The organism is Cryobacterium sp. N19 (assembly GCF_002929595.1).
Classification (GTDB): Bacteria; Actinomycetota; Actinomycetes; order Actinomycetales; family Microbacteriaceae; genus Cryobacterium; species Cryobacterium flavum.
This window is the reverse complement of record NZ_PJJR01000045.1, coordinates 135,950-153,097: the sequence shown is the minus strand read 5'-3', so window position 1 is coordinate 153,097 and position 17,148 is coordinate 135,950. Positions and strand designations below refer to the sequence as shown.

The 17,148-nt window shown below is 64.9% G+C and carries 15 protein-coding genes; 13 read left to right on the top strand and 2 right to left on the bottom strand.

What is annotated here, in order from left to right; all coding sequences use genetic code 11:
* From CXY78_RS04675 to CXY78_RS04635, 9 genes are all read left to right on the top strand, one after another.
* Window positions 1-2,252, top strand: a 2,252-nt coding sequence (locus CXY78_RS04675; RefSeq protein ID WP_199182586.1) for an Ig-like domain-containing protein, incomplete at its 5' end; no start/stop codon positions are given.
* Between the two features lie 247 nt (window positions 2,253-2,499).
* Window positions 2,500-3,525 (top strand): TerC family protein, encoded by a 1,026-nt coding sequence (locus CXY78_RS04670; protein WP_092341237.1) that lies wholly within the window; start codon window positions 2,500-2,502, stop codon window positions 3,523-3,525.
* 37 nt (window positions 3,526-3,562) lie between these two features.
* Window positions 3,563-4,354 (top strand): PP2C family serine/threonine-protein phosphatase, encoded by a 792-nt coding sequence (locus CXY78_RS04665; protein WP_092341236.1) that lies wholly within the window; start codon window positions 3,563-3,565, stop codon window positions 4,352-4,354.
* A gap of 149 nt (window positions 4,355-4,503) precedes the next feature.
* A complete protein-coding gene (leuC, locus tag CXY78_RS04660; RefSeq protein ID WP_104088275.1) occupies window positions 4,504-5,961 on the top strand; it encodes a 3-isopropylmalate dehydratase large subunit in 1,458 nt (485 codons plus the stop codon).
* A gap of 5 nt (window positions 5,962-5,966) precedes the next feature.
* Entirely contained in the window at window positions 5,967-6,584 is a 618-nt protein-coding gene (leuD, locus tag CXY78_RS04655; protein WP_092341234.1) for a 3-isopropylmalate dehydratase small subunit, read from the top strand.
* 150 nt (window positions 6,585-6,734) lie between these two features.
* Window positions 6,735-8,042, top strand: coding sequence for a UDP-N-acetylglucosamine 1-carboxyvinyltransferase (gene murA / locus CXY78_RS04650; protein ID WP_233197242.1), 1,308 nt, complete (start codon window positions 6,735-6,737; stop codon window positions 8,040-8,042).
* 7 nt (window positions 8,043-8,049) lie between these two features.
* On the top strand, window positions 8,050-8,847 hold the full coding sequence (locus CXY78_RS04645; protein ID WP_233197236.1) for a 1-acyl-sn-glycerol-3-phosphate acyltransferase: 798 nt from the start codon (window positions 8,050-8,052) through the stop codon (window positions 8,845-8,847).
* The gene (locus tag CXY78_RS04640; RefSeq protein ID WP_233197235.1) at window positions 8,837-9,988 is read left to right on the top strand and encodes an NAD(P)H-dependent glycerol-3-phosphate dehydrogenase; all 1,152 of its coding nucleotides are present in this window, start codon (window positions 8,837-8,839) and stop codon (window positions 9,986-9,988) included. The genes CXY78_RS04645 and CXY78_RS04640 overlap by 11 nt, the downstream gene beginning before the upstream one ends.
* Entirely contained in the window at window positions 9,888-10,985 is a 1,098-nt protein-coding gene (locus tag CXY78_RS04635; protein ID WP_092341231.1) for a D-alanine--D-alanine ligase family protein, read from the top strand. The genes CXY78_RS04640 and CXY78_RS04635 overlap by 101 nt, the downstream gene beginning before the upstream one ends.
* A 33-nt stretch (window positions 10,986-11,018) precedes the next feature.
* Here CXY78_RS04635 and CXY78_RS04630 read toward each other — a convergent pair whose 3' ends face one another.
* Window positions 11,019-11,543, bottom strand: coding sequence for a DUF3515 family protein (locus CXY78_RS04630; protein ID WP_104088273.1), 525 nt, complete (start codon window positions 11,541-11,543; stop codon window positions 11,019-11,021).
* Window positions 11,544-11,567: 24 nt separating this feature from the next.
* On the opposite strand from CXY78_RS04630, the gene thiL reads away from it, so the two are divergent.
* Window positions 11,568-12,602 (top strand): thiamine-phosphate kinase, encoded by a 1,035-nt coding sequence (gene thiL, locus CXY78_RS04625; protein ID WP_104088272.1) that lies wholly within the window; start codon window positions 11,568-11,570, stop codon window positions 12,600-12,602.
* On the opposite strand, the gene rsmD is transcribed toward thiL, so the two are convergent.
* A complete protein-coding gene (gene rsmD / locus CXY78_RS04620) occupies window positions 12,599-13,174 on the bottom strand; it encodes a 16S rRNA (guanine(966)-N(2))-methyltransferase RsmD (RefSeq protein WP_092341228.1) in 576 nt (191 codons plus the stop codon). The genes thiL and rsmD overlap by 4 nt on opposite strands.
* A 50-nt stretch (window positions 13,175-13,224) precedes the next feature.
* Between rsmD and CXY78_RS04615 the strand changes: the two genes are divergently transcribed.
* The 3 genes from CXY78_RS04615 (at window position 13,225) to CXY78_RS04605 (ending at window position 17,137) form a co-directional block, all read left to right on the top strand.
* Window positions 13,225-15,477, top strand: coding sequence for an ATP-dependent DNA helicase RecG (locus CXY78_RS04615; RefSeq protein ID WP_092341227.1), 2,253 nt, complete (start codon window positions 13,225-13,227; stop codon window positions 15,475-15,477).
* 65 nt (window positions 15,478-15,542) lie between these two features.
* Complete coding sequence (coaD, locus tag CXY78_RS04610; RefSeq protein WP_092341312.1) at window positions 15,543-16,031, top strand: pantetheine-phosphate adenylyltransferase; 489 nt, start codon at window positions 15,543-15,545, stop codon at window positions 16,029-16,031.
* Window positions 16,028-17,137: a MoxR family ATPase gene (locus tag CXY78_RS04605; protein ID WP_092341226.1), complete on the top strand. Its 1,110-nt coding sequence runs from the start codon at window positions 16,028-16,030 to the stop codon at window positions 17,135-17,137. The genes coaD and CXY78_RS04605 overlap by 4 nt, the downstream gene beginning before the upstream one ends.
* The last annotated feature ends 11 nt before the right edge of the window (window positions 17,138-17,148 follow it).

Sequence of the window (17,148 nt, the reverse complement as noted above, 5' to 3'; positions counted from 1 at the left end):
CGGTCGGTACGTTGATCACTGTGGTGGTTGCGGGTCAAACGCTGACCGCCACCGTTGTTGCGGGTGGTACTTGGTCGGTGACGGCCGCAACGCTGGTCGAGGGCGAGCACACCGTCACTGTATCGATCACGGATCTGGCGGGTAACAGCGGTAGCGCCACCCAGGCCTTGACGCACGATGCTGAGGCACCGACCGTGGTTTTTGCTGGTGGGGCAACGCAGACGACCAGCGATCGAACTCCGACTATTTCGGGCACGACCAGCGCAGCGAATGACAGCGTCGTGACGCTGGATATCAATGGCACCACGGTTTCATCGACGGTGACGGCCGGTGCCTGGTCGGTGCTTGCGGACGGCCTCGGTGCCGATGGCACCTACCCAGTCGTCGTCACCATCGCAGTCGGCGGCCTTGTCGGCACGGGGAGTCAGGCGATCACTCTGGACACGACGGCGCCGACGCTGGTCATTACCGGCGGGGCAGCGCTGACGACCGCCGATAGCACCCCGACCATCTCTGGAGCGACGGATGCTCCCGTCGGCACTTCGGTCACTGTGACCGTTACTGACACTATGGCCGTTACGGGTCAAACGCTGACCTCCACCGTTGTTGCGGGTGGTACTTGGTCGGTGACGGCGGCGGCTCTCGTCGAGGGCGGGCACACCGTCACTGTCTCCGTCACGGATCTTGCAGGCAATACCGGCACGGCCATCCAGACCATCAGGGTCGACACCACCAAACCCTCGCTGGCCATCATCACGGGTTCCACGCTGATCAACGATTCCACGCCGACCATCTCGGGCACAACGGATGCCGCCAACGGCACCGTCGTCACCGTCACCGTGGCCGATCAGACCCTGTCCGCGACCGTTTCCGACGGCGCATGGTCGGTCACGGCCGGCGCACTCAGTGACGGCAATCACCTGGTTTCCGCTGTGGTCACGGACCCGGCGGGTAACAGCCAAACGGCAACGCAGGCATACTCCGTCGACACCGTCGCACCGATCGTGTCCATTTCCGGAGGGTCCGCACTCACCAACGCCGATACGACACCGACCATTTCGGGCACGTCCAATGCACCCGTCGGCACCGCGGTATCCGTTTCAGTGGGCACCCAGACGCTCGCCGCCACGGTCATCGCGGGGGGCACGTGGTCAGTGGCCGCCGGGGCGCTCGTCGAGGGCGATCACACCATCACGGCCTCGATCACGGATGCCGCCGGTAACACGGGTGTCGCTCTTCAGGTCTACACGGTGGTCGCGGCACCCGACGTGACTGTCATCGGGGGCGCGGCAGCAGCATCCAACGATCCAGCACCGAGCTTCGTCGGTACCTCGACGGCTGCGGCCGGATCGGCAGTGACCGTGACGATCGATGGCCAGGTTCTTAGAACGACCGTGACGGCTGCCGGAACCTGGTCGGTCGAATCGGCCGAAATTTCTGCCGATGGTAATTTCACCGTCGACGTGACCGTGGTGGACCGCGTAACGAACCTCCCGGCAACGTCGACCCAGGTCTTCACGATCGACACGACCGCACCCGCGGTGGCCGTGACCGTGGCCCCGGCGGGTCGAACGCGCGACACCACGCCGACACTGTCGGGAACAACGGATGCCCCGGTCGGCGCGACCGTGTCGGTCACGGTGGCCGGGCAGGTGTTGAGCGCTACGGTGCAGGTCGGTGGCGTCTGGACGGTTGAGCCCGGTGTGCTCGCCGACGGAAACGTAGACGTCGTCGTCACAGCCGAGGACACGTATGGAAATGCGCGCTCGGCTAGCCATAGTTTCGTGGTGGCCACGACGCCACCACAGAACACAACGCTCGAACAAACCGTTGAGGAGGGTACACTGCAGTCACTCGCTGTCACTGGTGCCGATTTCGATCCGGGGGAGTCCGTTCAAGTGTGGATTCATTCCACACCCGTGCTGCTGTCAACCGTCACAGCTGATGCCAACGGCAGCATCGTGACCCGCGTCATCGTTCCCGAGGCGACAGCGGCCGGCCTGCACCACATCGTGATGATCGGCGTGACTTCTTCGACCGCACAGCTGGCGTCGGAGACCATTACCGTCATCAACTCGGGCACCAAGAATGCCAGCGTTGCAGCGGTCGCCCCGGAGATGACCGAACTCGCCCGCTCGGGATTTGAAGCGCCAGGGATCGGCGGCGCGGCATTCCTTCTGCTGCTGGCCGGTGTTCTCCTGCTGATCCTGCGACGGGACATTCGGAAAACTCACCACCGCATCAATCCGTAAAAACGCCGACATACCCGGAAATCTTCGACCGCGCGCGCGCCCGCCCGCCACACTGTTAGAATTTTGAAAGCGAAGGGGAGTATCCCTCTGGGCCCGATCGGGTTCTATGTCGCGATCGTCAATACGGGCCGCGCTGTCGGGGCCCCGGTCGCGGTGGTATCGATTGGTTCCGGTTGGGTCCTATTGGTGCGGGAGAGACTTTCGGGTTCCGTAACACCCGACTCCCGTTATTTCTTGAAAGGCCCCCGTGGAACTCGCTCTCCCTCTCTGGTTCGAGGCTGGATCACTGGTCGTTCTGACCCTGATTCTCGTCGCCGACCTGCTCATCGTCTACAAGCGCCCGCACGTGCCGAGCATGCGCGAGGCTGGCCTGTGGGTGGCGTTCTATGTGACCCTGGCGCTGATCTTCGCACTGCTCATGCTGCTGCTCGGTGACGCCGAGCATGCCGGGCAGTTTCTCGCCGGCTGGCTCACCGAGTACAGCCTGTCGATCGACAACCTCTTCGTCTTCGTGATCATCATGGCGCGGTTCTCGGTACCGCGAAAATACCAGCAAGAAGTGCTGATGGTGGGCATCATCATCGCCCTCGTGCTGCGCGGAATCTTCATTCTCGCCGGCGCCCAGCTGATCGAAAGCTACGCCTGGATCTTCTACATCTTCGGGGCGTTCCTCTTCTACACCGCCGTCAAGCAGGCGTTCTCCAACGAGGAAGAAACCGAGGACAAAGAGAACGCGGTCATCCGGCTGCTGCGTCATCGAATCCGTATCTCGTCAGAATTCGACGGTTCCAAGGTGCGAACCCGAATCGATGGCAAAAAGGTCTTCACCCCGATGCTGATCGTGTTCATCGCGATCGGCACCACCGACCTCATCTTCGCGCTCGACTCGATTCCGGCGATCTTTGGCATCACCCAGAGCCCCTTCATCGTGTTCACGGCCAACATCTTCGCTCTCATGGGCCTGCGCCAGTTGTACTTCCTGCTCGGCGGACTGCTCGAACGGCTCGAATACCTCAAGTACGGCATCGCGGTCATCCTTGCTTTCATCGGCGTTAAGCTCGTGCTGCACGCAATGCACACCAACGAAGTAATCTTCATCAACGGCGGCGAAAACATCGAGTGGGCCCCGGAGATCGACACCTGGACGTCGCTCGGCGTGATCATCGGTAGCATGGCCGTGGCCACCATCGCGAGCCTGATCAAGGCGCGTCACGATGCCAAGAAGCGTGGTCACACGCTGGCCGAGGAGATTTCGGCGACCGCCAAGGAATGACGAATAGAGGCCGGGCACCGGCGAACGGAGGGTTCTTATGACTCTGAACCAGCAGAGCACGATTGAACTCTCCACCGCCACCGCCCGCCTCTTTTTCAGCGCACGCACCGACGTCGGCAGCGTGCGCACGGTGAATGAAGACAGCCTTCTGGCACAGTCACCGGTCTTTCTGGTGGCCGATGGTATGGGCGGCCACGCGCAGGGTGAGGTCGCCAGCCAGACCGTGTTGCGGGTGTTCGACGAGCACATCGCGCGCGATCTGCCGTCGACTCCGGAGCGCATACTCGACGCCATCCACTCCTCGAACGACGCCGTGCGCGATCTCAGCGCAGCCGACGACTACGGCACCGCAGTATCGGGCACGACCCTTGCCGGCATCGCTTTCGTCGACGCCGGCGATGACGTCGGCTATCACTGGATGGCCTTCAACGTCGGCGATTCCCGCGTCTACACCTGGACCGACGGGGTTCTGAGCCAGCTGTCAGTCGACCATTCCGCGGTGCAGGAAATGCTGGACGCCGGACTGATCTCCACCGAGGACGCTGAGAAGCATCCAGAGCGCAACGTCATCACCCGCGCGATCGGCGCTGACGAATTCGTCGATGCCGACGTTTGGCTGCTGCCGGCCCTGGGGGAGCAGTCCTTTCTGATCTGCTCCGACGGGCTGACCAAGGAACTCGACGACGCGGCGATCGCGCGGGTCCTGGCCATGGACATCCGCTTGGATGGGCACGGGCGCAGCGTCGCCGACATTCTCGTCGCTGAGGCCATCGAGCATGGCGGGCGTGACAACGTGAGCGTCGTCTACGTGGAGTCGGCGTTCGACTGACCGCTGGCGAGGCCGGCGGCTGGACGAGGTGTTACCCTGAATCCGTGGTGAGCCGACTTCTTCTGTGCCGCGACGAGTCCCTGTCCTGAGGCCTCCCTCGTCGCGGAGTTCGGCGTGGCTGCCATCGATTCGTGAGGAAGACGCTCAAAATGACCAACGCAATACCCACTTCGGAACAACATTCCAGCACCGGCCTGCGCACGCTGGCTGAAAAGGTCTGGGACAAGCACCTCGTCAGCAAGGGCGAGAACGGCACGCCAGACCTCATTTACATCGACCTGCACCTGCTGCACGAGGTCACCAGCCCCCAGGCCTTCGACGGTCTACGCCTGGCCAATCGACCGCTGCGCCGTCCTGATCTGACCATCGCGACCGAAGACCACAACACGCCGACGCTGGCCATCGACAAGCCCATTGTCGACCTGACCAGCCGCACCCAGATCGAGACCCTGCGTCGCAACTGCGCCGAATACGGTGTGCGCCTGCACTCGCTCGGTGACATCGAGCAGGGCATCGTGCACGTCGTCGGCCCGCAGCTCGGCCTGACCCAGCCCGGCATCACCGTGGTCTGCGGTGACTCGCACACCTCCACCCACGGCGCCTTCGGCGCCATGGCGCTCGGCATCGGCACGAGCGAGGTCGAGCACGTCATGGCCACCCAGACACTGCCGCTGAACCCGTTCAAGACCATGGCCATCACGGTCAACGGCGCCCTGCGCACCGCGGTCACCGCGAAGGACATCATCCTCGCCGTGATCGCCAAAATCGGCACCGGCGGGGGAGCCGGCTACGTGCTCGAATATCGTGGTGAGGCTATTCGCGCCCTCTCCATGGAGGGGCGCATGACCATCTGCAACATGTCGATCGAGGCCGGCGCCCGCGCCGGCATGGTGGCCCCCGACCAGGTCACCTACGACTACCTCGAAGGGCGTGCCCACGCGCCCCGTGGCGCCGACTGGGATGCTGCCGTCGCCTACTGGCAGACCTTGGCCACCGATGAGGGCGCCAACTTCGACGCCGAGGTCATCATCGACGCCAACGAGCTCGAACCCTTCGTCACCTGGGGCACCAACCCCGGCCAGGGCGTGTCCCTGAGCGGATCCGTTCCGAACCCCGCCGCAATCATCGACGCCAACGAGCGCTCGGCGGCCGAGCGGGCCCTGGAATATATGGACCTCGCGGTCGGCACCCCGATGAAGGACATTCGGGTCGACACCGTTTTTCTCGGTTCCTGCACGAACAGCCGGGTCGAAGACCTGCGCGCCGCCGCAGAGATCATCAAGGGCAAGACCAAGGCCGAGGGACTCCGCATGATGGTTGTCCCCGGCTCGGCCCGGGTGCGCATCGAGGCCGAAGCCGAGGGGCTCGACAAGATCTTCCTCGATTTCGGTGCCGAATGGCGGTTCGCCGGCTGTTCGATGTGCCTCGGGATGAATCCCGACCAGCTCGAACCCGGAGAGCGCTGCGCCTCCACCAGTAACCGAAACTTTGAGGGACGACAGGGCAAGGGTGGCCGTACCCACCTGGTGTCACCGCTCGTCGCGGCAGCCACGGCCATTCGCGGCACGCTCTCGAGCCCGTGGGACCTCGTTCAGGATGGAGACTAAGTAGCATGCAGAAATTCACCACCGTCACCGGAGTCGCGGTGCCGCTGCGCCGTTCCAACGTCGACACTGACCAGATCATCCCGGCCGTGCACCTCAAGCGCGTCACGCGCACCGGCTTTGAAGACGCGCTCTTTGCGGCTTGGCGCCTCGACCCCGACTTCGTCATCAATAAGAAGGAATACCAGGGCGGTCGCGTGCTCATCGCCGGAGCCGACTTCGGCATCGGCTCTTCACGCGAACACGCCGTCTGGGCCCTGCGCGACTACGGCTTCGACGTCGTGCTCAGCCCCCGATTCGGCGACATCTTTCGCGGCAACTCCGGCAAGCAGGGTCTGCTCGCCGGCCAGATCAGCGAAGCGGATGCCGAAACCCTGTGGAACCTGATCGAGAGCGACCCGGGTATCGAACTGACCGTGGATCTGGTGAGTAAAACAGTGCGTGTCGGGGATCTGACCGTGAATTTCGAAATCGACGATTACACTAGATGGCGGCTGCTCGAAGGTCTCGATGACATCGGCCTGACCCTGCGTGACGAAGCGCGGATCAATGAATTCGAAGCGACGCGAGAGCCGTGGTTGCCCCGAACCCTTCCCGCGCTGTCGCCGGAATCAATCTCCAAGTAACACGAAGACAGGTATTTTGTGAGCACTCTCAGCGAAGCCCGACGTGATCAAGAGGCGAAGAATTTGAATGACGCCAGGCAGCACGACGATGCGAACGAACGCGGGAGTGCCCAGAACCACGGGGCAGCTGTTGGCCTCACCGCCGACAAGATCACCATCCGCGGCGGTATTCCGCTGGTCGGCCGCATCGAGGTGAAGGGGGCGAAGAACCTCGTCACCAAGGCCATGGTCGCCGCGCTGCTCGGTGAAACCCCGAGCGTGCTCAAGGACGTTCCGAACATCAGCGATGTTCGGATCGTTCGGGGCCTGCTCGAGGTGCACGGCGTCAAGGTGACCGAGGGCGCCGAGCCGGGCGACCTCATCCTCGACCCGGTCGACGTGGAGAGCGCGCACTTCGCCGCGATCGATGCGCACGCCGGCTCGAGCCGCATCCCGATCCTGTTCTGCGGACCGCTGCTGCACCGACTGGGCGAGGCGTTCATCCCTGACCTCGGCGGTTGCCGCATCGGCGACCGACCGATCGACTTTCACCTCGAGGTGCTGCGCAAGTTTGGTGCCGTCGTCGAGAAACAGCCCAACGGCATCCGCATGTCGGCACCGAACGGTCTCAAGGGTGCCAAGCTCGAACTGCCGTACCCGAGCGTTGGGGCCACAGAGCAGGTGCTGCTCACCGCGGTGCGTGCCGACGGCATCACCGAACTCAAGGGCGCGGCAATCGAGCCCGAGATCATGGATCTCATCAATATTTTGCAGAAGATGGGTGCCATCATCACGGTCGACACCGACCGGGTGATTCGCATCGAGGGCGTGGACCGCCTCATGGGCTACAACCACCGCGCACTGTTTGACCGCAACGAGGCCGCCAGCTGGGCTGCTGCCGCCCTCGCCACCGACGGTGACATCTTCGTCGGCGGCGCCCGCCAGCCCGAAATGATCACCTTCCTCAACGTCTTCCGAAAGGTCGGTGGTGCTTTCGACATCTGCGACGACGGCATCCGCTTTTATCACCCGGGCGGCGATCTGAAGCCTGTCATCATCGAAACGGATGTTCACCCCGGCTTCATGACGGACTGGCAGCAGCCGCTCGTCATCGCCCTCACCAAGGCACACGGCACGTCGATCGTGCACGAGACCGTCTACGAGCAAAGGTTCGGCTTCGTTGACGCCCTCGTGGAAATGGGCGCGACCATTCAGATTCACAAGGAATGCCTCGGCGGCCACCCCTGCAGGTTCGGGCAGCGCAACTTCAACCACTCGGCCGTCATCACCGGCCCGACCAAACTGCACGGCGCTGACATCGTTGTGCCCGACCTGCGCGGCGGCTTCAGCCATCTGATCGCGGCACTCAGCGCCGAGGGCACCAGTACGGTCAGCAACGTGGGAATCATCAGCCGAGGCTATGAGAACTTCATCGGCAAGCTGCGGCTTTTGGGGGCGGACTTCGATCTCGAAGGATAATAGGCGCGTGCCAGAAAATAAAGACGTGCCAGCATCCCCCGAGTCAGCCGAGTCGCCTACCCGAAGCCGTTCGGAAAAGAGCCGGCCCTCGGCGTTCTGGATTCTCGCCGGGCTGATCCTGCCAGTGATGAACCTCGCGGCCCGGTACGAGATCGTCGACGCCCACAAGTTCCCGCGCAGCGGTGCGTTCGTCTTCTCGCCCAACCACTACAGCGAGATCGACCCCGTGGTCATGGGCGTCGTGGCCTGGAAGCTGGGGCGGCTGCCGCGGTTTCTGGCGAAGGCATCCGTTTTCAAGATTCCGGTCATCGGCTGGGTTCTGACCAAATCTGGCCAGATTCCGGTGCAGCGCGGCGGATCGGTGCGCGGCAGTGAACCGGTCAAGGCCGCCCAGCGTCTGGTCGAAAAGGGCCAGATCGTGGTCGTCTACCCGGAAGGCTCGCTCACCCGCGACCCCGACTTGTGGCCGATGCGGGGCAAGACCGGAGCGGTGCGCATCGCGCTCGAGCAGGGCATTCCGATCGTGCCGGCCGCCCACTGGGGCACCCAGAAGTTGATGCCGCGGTATTCCAAGAAGATCAGCCTGTTTCCGCGCAAGACCATTCGGGTGAAAATTGGCGACCCGCTCGACCTCGCCCAGTTTCGGGGGCGCAGCCTCGATACCGCCACGCTCAACGAGGCGACGGCCGTCGTGATGGTCGCCATCACTGCGTTGCTCGAAGACCTGCGCGGCGAAAAGGCTCCGGTCAAGCGCTGGAACCCGTCGGAGCACAACCAGAAAGAGACCGGCCGTTTTGAAGCCTAGAACCCCCCAGCTGCTCAAGATCCAACCAGGCACCCGGGTGGCCGTTCTCGGCGCCGGTAGTTGGGGAACCACCTTCGCCAAAATTCTGACGGATGGCGGGGCCGACGTCGTTCTGTGGGCCCGCCGCCCCGAGTTGGCCCGCGAAATCTCCGAAGCCCGCCGTAACAGCGACTACCTGCCCGGCGTGAACCTACCGTTGGGCCTGCGCGCCACGAGCCGCCTCGACCTCGCACTGGCCGGCGCTGAAATGGTCTTCGTCTCCGTGCCCAGCCAGTCCCTGCGGGAGAACCTCAAGCAGGTTGAACCGTACCTGGCCGCGAACGCGATCGTCGTCTCGCTCATGAAGGGCGTCGAGCGCTCCACCGGCATGCGCATGAGCACGGTGATCGAAGAGGTGCTGAGCATCGACCCCGCTCGCATTGCCGCGATCAGCGGGCCGAACCTGGCGCTCGAAATCGCCAAGGAGCAGCCCACGGGGGCTGTCGTCTCCTCGGTGAGCCTGGAAACCGCGCAGGCCGTGGCCAAACTGGCCACCAACCGCTATTTTCGTTCGTACATCAACACCGACGTCATCGGCACCGAATTCGGTGGCGTGCTGAAGAACCTCATTGCGGTTGCCATCGGCATCGTCGACGGTGTCGGCTTTGGCGAAAACACCAAGGCCTCGATCATCACCCGTGGTCTGGTCGAAATGACGGACTTCGCTGTGGCCTACGGCGCGCAGGCCGAGACGCTGGCCGGCCTGGCCGGTCTCGGTGACCTCATCGCCACCTGCCAGTCGCCGCTGTCCCGCAACAATACGGCCGGGCGACTGCTCGGCCAGGGTTACAGCATCAACGACGTCGTCAAGCAGATGCAGCAGACCACCGAAGGCCTCGCCTCGGTGAAGCCCGTTCTCGAACTTGCCCGCGCCAAGGGCGTTGACATGCCCATCGTCGAACAGGTACGCCAGGTGCTCGACGGCACACTCAATCCCCGCGACATTGCGCCGCACCTAACAACAGACTCCGGCGAACCGCAGGGCGAAAGGACACTTGACGATGGACAAGCTCACGGTGGTGCTTCTCTTTGGAGGGCGTTCCAGCGAACACTCGATCAGCTGCGCCACGGCGGGCGGAGTGCTGGCAGCCCTCGACCCTGATCGCTACACGGTCATTCCGGTGGGAATCACCCGTGACGGTGCGTTTGTGTTGGAAGACAACGACCCAGCCAAGTTCGCCCTGAACGCGTCCGCGTTGCCCGTTGTCGCCGACAACGGAACGCGGGTGCGCTGGCCGGAGAGCGCAGCGAGCCGGGAACTGACCGTCGTCGACGCGTCGGGTGTGCGCTCGCTCGGCACCGTCGACCTCATATTCCCGATCTTGCATGGACCGTTTGGCGAAGACGGAACGATCCAAGGCATGCTCGATCTGCTCGGCCTGCCGTATGTCGGCTCGGGAGTGCTCGCATCCGCTTTGGGTATGGACAAACACTTTGCCAAGACCGTGTTCCAGCAGGCGGCACTACCGGTAGCGCCGTGGCGCACCCTGACAGCGGATGACTGGGCGCAGGCCCCCGGAACCGCCTACGCCGCCCTCGAGCACTTGGGTCTGCCCGCGTTCGTCAAGCCGGCGCGCGCGGGTTCCAGCGTCGGCGTCAGCCGGGTGTCGACGCCCGAGCAACTGGCCGAGGCCATGACGGTGGGGCTCGCCGAGGACAACAAGGTCTTGATCGAATCCGGGCTCATCGGCCGGGAACTCGAAATTGCCGTGCTGCAGGGACGCCCGGGGGAGCCGACCCGCGCCTCCGTGGCCGGCGAGGTCGTCGTGACCGGCCGTGACTTCTACGACTTTGCCGCGAAATACCTCGACGCACCGGGGGTCGACCTGGTCTGCCCCGCTCTCTTGTCGGACGAGGAGCTGGCAGAGGTGCAACAGCTGGCGATTCGGGCGTTCGAAGCCATCGGCGGCGCCGGCCTGGCCCGGGTGGACTTCTTTCTCACGCAGGCCGGCTGGGTGATCAACGAGATCAACACCATGCCCGGCTTCACGAGCATCTCGATGTTCCCGAGCTGCTGGCTCGCCAGCGGCTACACCTACCCCGAGCTGGTCGGCGAACTCATCGCGGTGGCCATCGCCCACGCCCGCCACGGTTCCTGACCCGATCGCCACCAGCGGTCTCGTAAGACCGGACTACGGCGCGGTCGTCGCCCCGTCGGTGGGCAGCCGCACGTCTTCGGCGCCGACACAGGCCCCGGCCGCCGGAACATACCCGACCGCATTGGCCACGTCGACCAGCGCCGTTGAGCCGCTCACCGCTTCGGAATCGATGACGACCTCGATGGTGGGGTCGCGCCCGTAGGTCGTGTACCGGTAGGTCGGGGCGTCGGAGTCATCTTCGATCCAGTCGATGCCGTTGATGTTCAGGCAGGGCAGCGTCGTCGGCGCAGGCACCGGAACACCGCAGTGCAGCAGCACCGCGGCCGGGTCTCCCCAGGCCCCTGTCCCCTGGGCGTTCGTCTCCCGCGAGCGCTCGTCGGCGACGGTGGACGGCAGGTGCACGATTACGTCGGCGCAGGCCACATTGGTGGCATCGGCGGCCGGGGTCAGCGGCACGGCGGCGGCGCAGCCCGCCAGCAGCAGTGAGCCCGCGAGCACGGTGACGACGGCGATGGAACGACGGGGAGCGAAGCGCGGGAGCAGGAATGGGTGAGACATCGTATTCAGGCTACCGTTTCTTACATGACAACCGCTGCGGATGCCCCGCGTTCAGCCCCGCATACCGCCACCACCGAAACGCTCGCCGACCTGAGCGAAGGCGCCGTACTCGGCCGAATCATTCCCCGGCTGCCGACCGCAGCCGCGCAGCTGCTTGGCCCGGGGGACGACGCAGCAGTCGTCTCCGCTCCCGACGGACGCTTCGTGGTGACGACCGACATGATGATTCAAGGTCCGGATTTTCGTCTGGCCTGGTCCACGCCGCACGACCTCGGTTGGAAGGCCGCGGCCACCAACCTCTCCGACGTGGCAGCGATGGGAGCCCGCCCGACCGCCCTCGTCGTAGCCATTGCCGCACCGCCGTCGACGCCCGTGGTGGTGCTCGAGGGCATCGCCGACGGGCTGCGGGACTGTTGTGAGGCACTCGCGCCCGGCTGCGGGGTGGTCGGCGGCGACCTGTCCGCGTCGGACGCCCTCACGCTGGCTGTGACGGCCTTCGGCGACCTGGAGGGCCGCGCGCCCGTATTGCGCTCGGGCGCGCGCCCCGGCGACGTTGTGGCGCACTCCGGGCTGCTCGGCGACGCCGGTCGCGGTCTCGAACTGCTGTTTCGCCTGGGCGTCGACGCCAACGGAGTGCCCAACCTTGACCGCGCCAACGCGCTCAAACTCTCGCACCCGACCGAAGTGGCAGCCCAGCTCACCCCCGTGCCGCCGATTGCGAGCGGACCGATCGCAGCCCTCGCGGGCGCCACCGCCATGCTCGACGTCTCCGATGGGCTCGCCATCGACGCCGGACGCATTGCGCGTGCCAGCGGAGTGGGCATCGATTTCGACTCCGCGAGCCTGGGCGACCGCATCGAGGTCGCTCTTGGCGGCGGCGAAGACCACGGGCTGCTGGCAACTTTCCCGCCCGGCGCCGTTCTGCCGGCGGGCTTTCGGAGCCTCGGAACGGTTGTGGCGGCATCCGCTTCGCACGCGGGCATGATCACCGTCGACGGTTCCCCGCACGATCAGGGCGGCTGGGACCCCTATCGCGGCTGGGACGGCGCGGCGGGCTAATTCAGTTCAGGTGGAGAGGCGTACCAGACAGTCGTGTCGCCGTAGTCCTTGCGGCGATCGAGCTCGAGCCCGGGGCCCCATTCCGGCTCGGGTGAGCGGGAACTGCGCTCCAGCACCACGAGCGCGTCGTCGGCCAGCAGTGGGGCCAACGCACTCAGATTGTGCCCGAGCTCAACCTCGGTGAGGTCGTACGGCGGGTCGATGAAGACGACATCGAAGCCGTCCTTGGTGGCCGCCAGGAACGACTGCACCGCCTGTGACGACACCGCAATCTTCAGTTCTGCACCTTTCGGGGCTGACCGCTGCACGGCCTCGCCGTTCTTGCGGCACATGGCCGCCGCGCCGTAACTGTTCTCGACCAGCGTCACCACTCGCGCTCCGCGGCTCGCTGCTTCGAGTCCCAGAGCGCCCGATCCGGCATACAGGTCGAGAACGCGCATGCCGTGCAAGGCATCAAGTGAGTCGAGTGCCGAGAAGATGGCCTCGCGCACCCGGTCGCTGGTCGGTCGGGTGCCCGATTTCGGAACCGCCAAAGTCAGGGAGCCGGCAAACCCGGAAATAATTCGCGTCATAACCCATCGAGCCTAGCTGCCCTGTCAGAGGCCCGGTTTACGATGGAACCATGACCGGTTCGAGCGCTGCCAGTGGCCCCGAATTCGATGGTGGTTCCCTGCCGGCACCCCGGCTGCAGCCTCTCACCCCCGATAGCAGCCTGACGAGTGCCCTCGGCGCACTCAAGGCGAAAGCGCTCCTGAAGGCGTTCGGTTTTCAGACCGTCAACGACTTGCTCAGCCACTACCCGCGCGACTACGCCGACCGCGAGGTGCTCCGACCGCTGAATCAACTCACCCCCGGCGCCAACATCACGGTCATCGCCGACATTGTGTCAGTGCGAGAAAAGCGCATGTCATCGCGGCCCGGCACGATCGTTGAGGTGGTCATTTCCGACGGAGGTGGGGAGTTCCTGCTCACGTTCTTCGGCAAGAGCAGCCAGCAGTGGCGTCTCGATCAATTGCGCCCAGGGCTGCGTGGCAGTTTTTCCGGCAAGGTGACCACCTTTCAAAACCGGAGTCAGCTGGCGAACCCGTCGTACAAGACCTTTGAAAGCGAAGAAGAAGAGGCTCGCGATGACCCGGCGGTGCGGCTTCGCCACAAGCCGCTCATCCCCATTTACGCGGCAACGGCCGCAGAGACCAGCTGGAACCTGCAGACCATGATCGACCAGGTGCTGCAACGCGTGGGCAACCTGCCCGACCCGGTTCCCCAGGACATGCGGATCGAACACGGCCTGCTCGACCACACCCAGGCCATCCGCTGGATTCACAGCCCCGACAATCCGAAGCAATGGAAGGCCGCGGAGGAGACGTTGCGGTTCACCGAGGCCTGGGTGCTGCAGTGCGCGCTCCTGCAGCGGCACAGTCTCGCGCGGGAGCGCCGAACCCGGCCGCGAGTGCCCACCCCTGGCGGGTACCTCGAACGCTTTGACGCGACCCTGCCGTTCGTACTGACGGTCGACCAGGAGATCTGTGCGGCCGAGATCGCCAGCGACATGGCCCGGTCTGGCCCCATGAACCGGTTGCTGCAGGGCGAGGTCGGTTCGGGCAAGACTGTTGTCGCCCTGCGGGCCATGCTCGCCGTAGCCGACAGCGGAGGCCAGACGGCGCTGCTGGCACCCACCGAAGTGCTGGCTGCGCAGCATCTGCGGTCGATCACCACGCTTCTCGGCCCCGATCTCGCGGCCGAACTCATGCCGACACTACTGACCGGCAAGCTGCCGGTCGCCCAGAAGCGCAAGGCACTGCTGCGCACGGTGTCGGGTCAGTCGCGCATCGTGATCGGCACCCACGCGCTGCTCAGCGATACCGTAACGTTCTTCGATCTCGGTTTGATCGTCATCGACGAACAGCACCGGTTTGGCGTCGACCAGCGTGAAACCCTGCGGTTGAAGGGCGCGCAGCCACCGCACGTGCTGGTCATGACGGCCACGCCCATTCCGCGCACGATCGCGATGACAGTGTTCGGCGACCTCGACGTGAGTACCATTCGCATGCTGCCGTCGGGGCGCCAAGGGATTCGCAGTGTCGTGGTGCCCATGGGCGAGAACGGAGCCCTGTTTGGGCGGGTCTGGGCGAGCCTGGCGCAGGAGCTCGCGCTCGGGCGTCAGGGCTTCGTTGTCTGTCCGGCGATTTCTCCGGCAGAAATTGAGGAAGTCCCCGCTGACCTGGTCGGAATCGAACCGTCGCACGGAGAGAAAGCCGGTCCCCTGTTCAACGTGGACGAGGTTCTCGAAGGCATGCGCGGCGTACCGACGCTCGCCCCCTATCGTCTGGAGGCCCTGCACGGGCGCATGACGAGCGACGAGAAAGACCGCATCATGCGGTCGTTCGCCGCCGGCGAGATCGATGTTCTCGTGGCCACGACCGTTATCGAGGTGGGTGTCGACGTGCCGAACGCCTCGGCCATGGTGGTGCTCGACGCGGATCGCTTCGGTGTCTCCCAGTTGCACCAGTTGCGCGGCCGTGTCGGGCGCGGGTCCGTGCCAGGCCTCTGCCTTCTGGTCACCAATTCCCGGGCCGGGTCTCCGGCCCGCCAGCGCATCGGCGATGTCGCCGCGACGCTGGATGGTTTCGTACTCGCCGAACTCGACCTCGCCCTGCGCCGAGAGGGCAACGTGCTCGGCGATCTGCAATCGGGTGACGGCTCGAAACTGCGTTTTCTTCGGGTGGCGGTCGACGGCGACCTGATCGCCGAGGTGCGACGGGCGGCCTTCCACTTGGTGACGGGCGATCCGGGCATCCGCACCAATGAGGCTCTGCGCAATGCGATCGCGCGCCGCCTGAACGATTCCGAACGCAGCTGGCTCAACAAAGGCTGATTATGTCCACGCCAAGCGGATGCGTCGGGCAGCGTTCCGTCAGCGTCTGGCAGTAGGGTGTGATCATGCGCAGGATCGCCGTTGTCCCTGGATCATTTGACCCCGTCACCCTGGGCCACTTGGACGTGATCGATCGCGCGGCCGGCCTGTTCGACGAGCTCCATGTGCTCGTGGTGCATAACCCCGACAAATCGGCCCTGTTGCCGATCAGCCAGCGAGTGTCGCTGCTGGAACAGGCCATCAAAGAAGCCGGGCTTCCGACCAATATCGTGGTCGCCAGCTGGAGCATGGGGCTGCTCGTCGACTACTGCATGGATGTCGGTGCGAGCGTTCTGGTGAAGGGCATCCGTTCGCAGGTTGACGTGGCCTACGAGACTCCCATGGCGATCGTGAATCGCAATCTGGCCGCGGTAGAAACGGTCTTTCTGCTGCCCGACCCGGCCAACGCCCATGTCTCCAGCTCCCTGGTACGCCAGGTGGCCGGTCTCGGCGGCGATGTCTCGCCCTACGTGCCACGGGCCGTAGCGGAATATCTGGAGCGTTCGCGGGTATGAACCTCAAACCGACTCGCTCCTCCACCGATTCAAGCAGGGCGGAACTGGCGTCGGTTCCGTCGAATGACGCTGACACGACCGTTGACCTCGGGGAACTGCAAGAAGCCGGACGCGCGATCATGCGCAACGTTGAGACGGTTATTGATGGCAAGCACGAGGCTGTGCAGATCGCCCTGACCGTTCTGCTGGCCGAAGGGCACCTCCTAATCGAAGATGTGCCCGGTGTCGGCAAGACCATGCTCGCCAAGGCCCTCGCCCGTTCCGTGGATTGCACGGTCGGGCGCATTCAATTCACCCCGGACCTGCTGCCCTCCGATGTGACCGGGGTGTCGGTGTTCAATCAGGCCGAGCGTCGGTTTGAGTTCAAACCGGGCCCGGTCTTCGCCAACATCGTCATCGGTGACGAGATCAACCGGGCGAGTCCGAAAACCCAGTCGGCGCTGCTGGAATCCATGGAGGAACGCCAGGTCACCGTCGACGGCGTCACGTACCCGCTCGCCCTGCCGTTCACCGTCATCGCCACCCAGAACCCGATCGAGATGGAGGGAACGTACGCCCTTCCGGAAGCGCAGCGGGACCGGTTCATGGCCCGCATCTCCATGGGATATCCCGACCCCGACTCTGAGCTCGCGATGCTCGACTCGCGCGACACGAACAGCCCGCTCGCACTGATCTCGGCCGTGGTGTCGGGGGAGACCCTGCGCGACATGATGCTCACGGCGCGAGGCGTCTTCGCCTCTGGCGCGGTCAAGGAATACGCGGTCAATCTCGTGCGGGCCACCCGCGACGACCGGGACCTGCGCCTCGGCGCCAGCCCGCGCGCGACCCTGCAGCTCATCCGTGCCGCGAAGGCCCAGGCGGCGTTGAACGGTCGGGACTACGTGCTGCCCGACGACATCGACTCGCTCGCCGTGGCCGTTCTCGGCCATCGGCTGGTCCCCACCAGCCGGGCGCTCGGCCACCACCACCAGGACAGCGGTCCGGTGATCGACGACATCGTGCGTCGAATCCTCGCTGATACGCCGGTGCCAATCGGTGTCGCGGCATCCGCTCTGTCCCGATCGGTGACGCAGGTGCGTGCCGTTGGATCTACCGGAACGTCGTAGTCATGGCACGC

Excerpts from the sequence above, each read along its gene's own strand:
- CXY78_RS04665 (WP_092341236.1), top strand. The coding sequence starts at position 3,563 with ATGACTCTGAACCAGCAGAGCACGATTGAACTCTCCACCGCCACCGCC.
- leuC (WP_104088275.1), top strand. The coding sequence starts at position 4,504 with ATGACCAACGCAATACCCACTTCGGAACAACATTCCAGCACCGGCCTG.
- leuD (WP_092341234.1), top strand. The coding sequence starts at position 5,967 with ATGCAGAAATTCACCACCGTCACCGGAGTCGCGGTGCCGCTGCGCCGT.
- CXY78_RS04635 (WP_092341231.1), top strand. The coding sequence starts at position 9,888 with ATGGACAAGCTCACGGTGGTGCTTCTCTTTGGAGGGCGTTCCAGCGAA.
- CXY78_RS04630 (WP_104088273.1), bottom strand. The coding sequence starts at position 11,543 with ATGTCTCACCCATTCCTGCTCCCGCGCTTCGCTCCCCGTCGTTCCATC.
- thiL (WP_104088272.1), top strand. The coding sequence starts at position 11,568 with ATGACAACCGCTGCGGATGCCCCGCGTTCAGCCCCGCATACCGCCACC.
- rsmD (WP_092341228.1), bottom strand. The coding sequence starts at position 13,174 with ATGACGCGAATTATTTCCGGGTTTGCCGGCTCCCTGACTTTGGCGGTT.
- CXY78_RS04615 (WP_092341227.1), top strand. The coding sequence starts at position 13,225 with ATGACCGGTTCGAGCGCTGCCAGTGGCCCCGAATTCGATGGTGGTTCC.
- coaD (WP_092341312.1), top strand. The coding sequence starts at position 15,543 with ATGCGCAGGATCGCCGTTGTCCCTGGATCATTTGACCCCGTCACCCTG.
- CXY78_RS04605 (WP_092341226.1), top strand. The coding sequence starts at position 16,028 with ATGAACCTCAAACCGACTCGCTCCTCCACCGATTCAAGCAGGGCGGAA.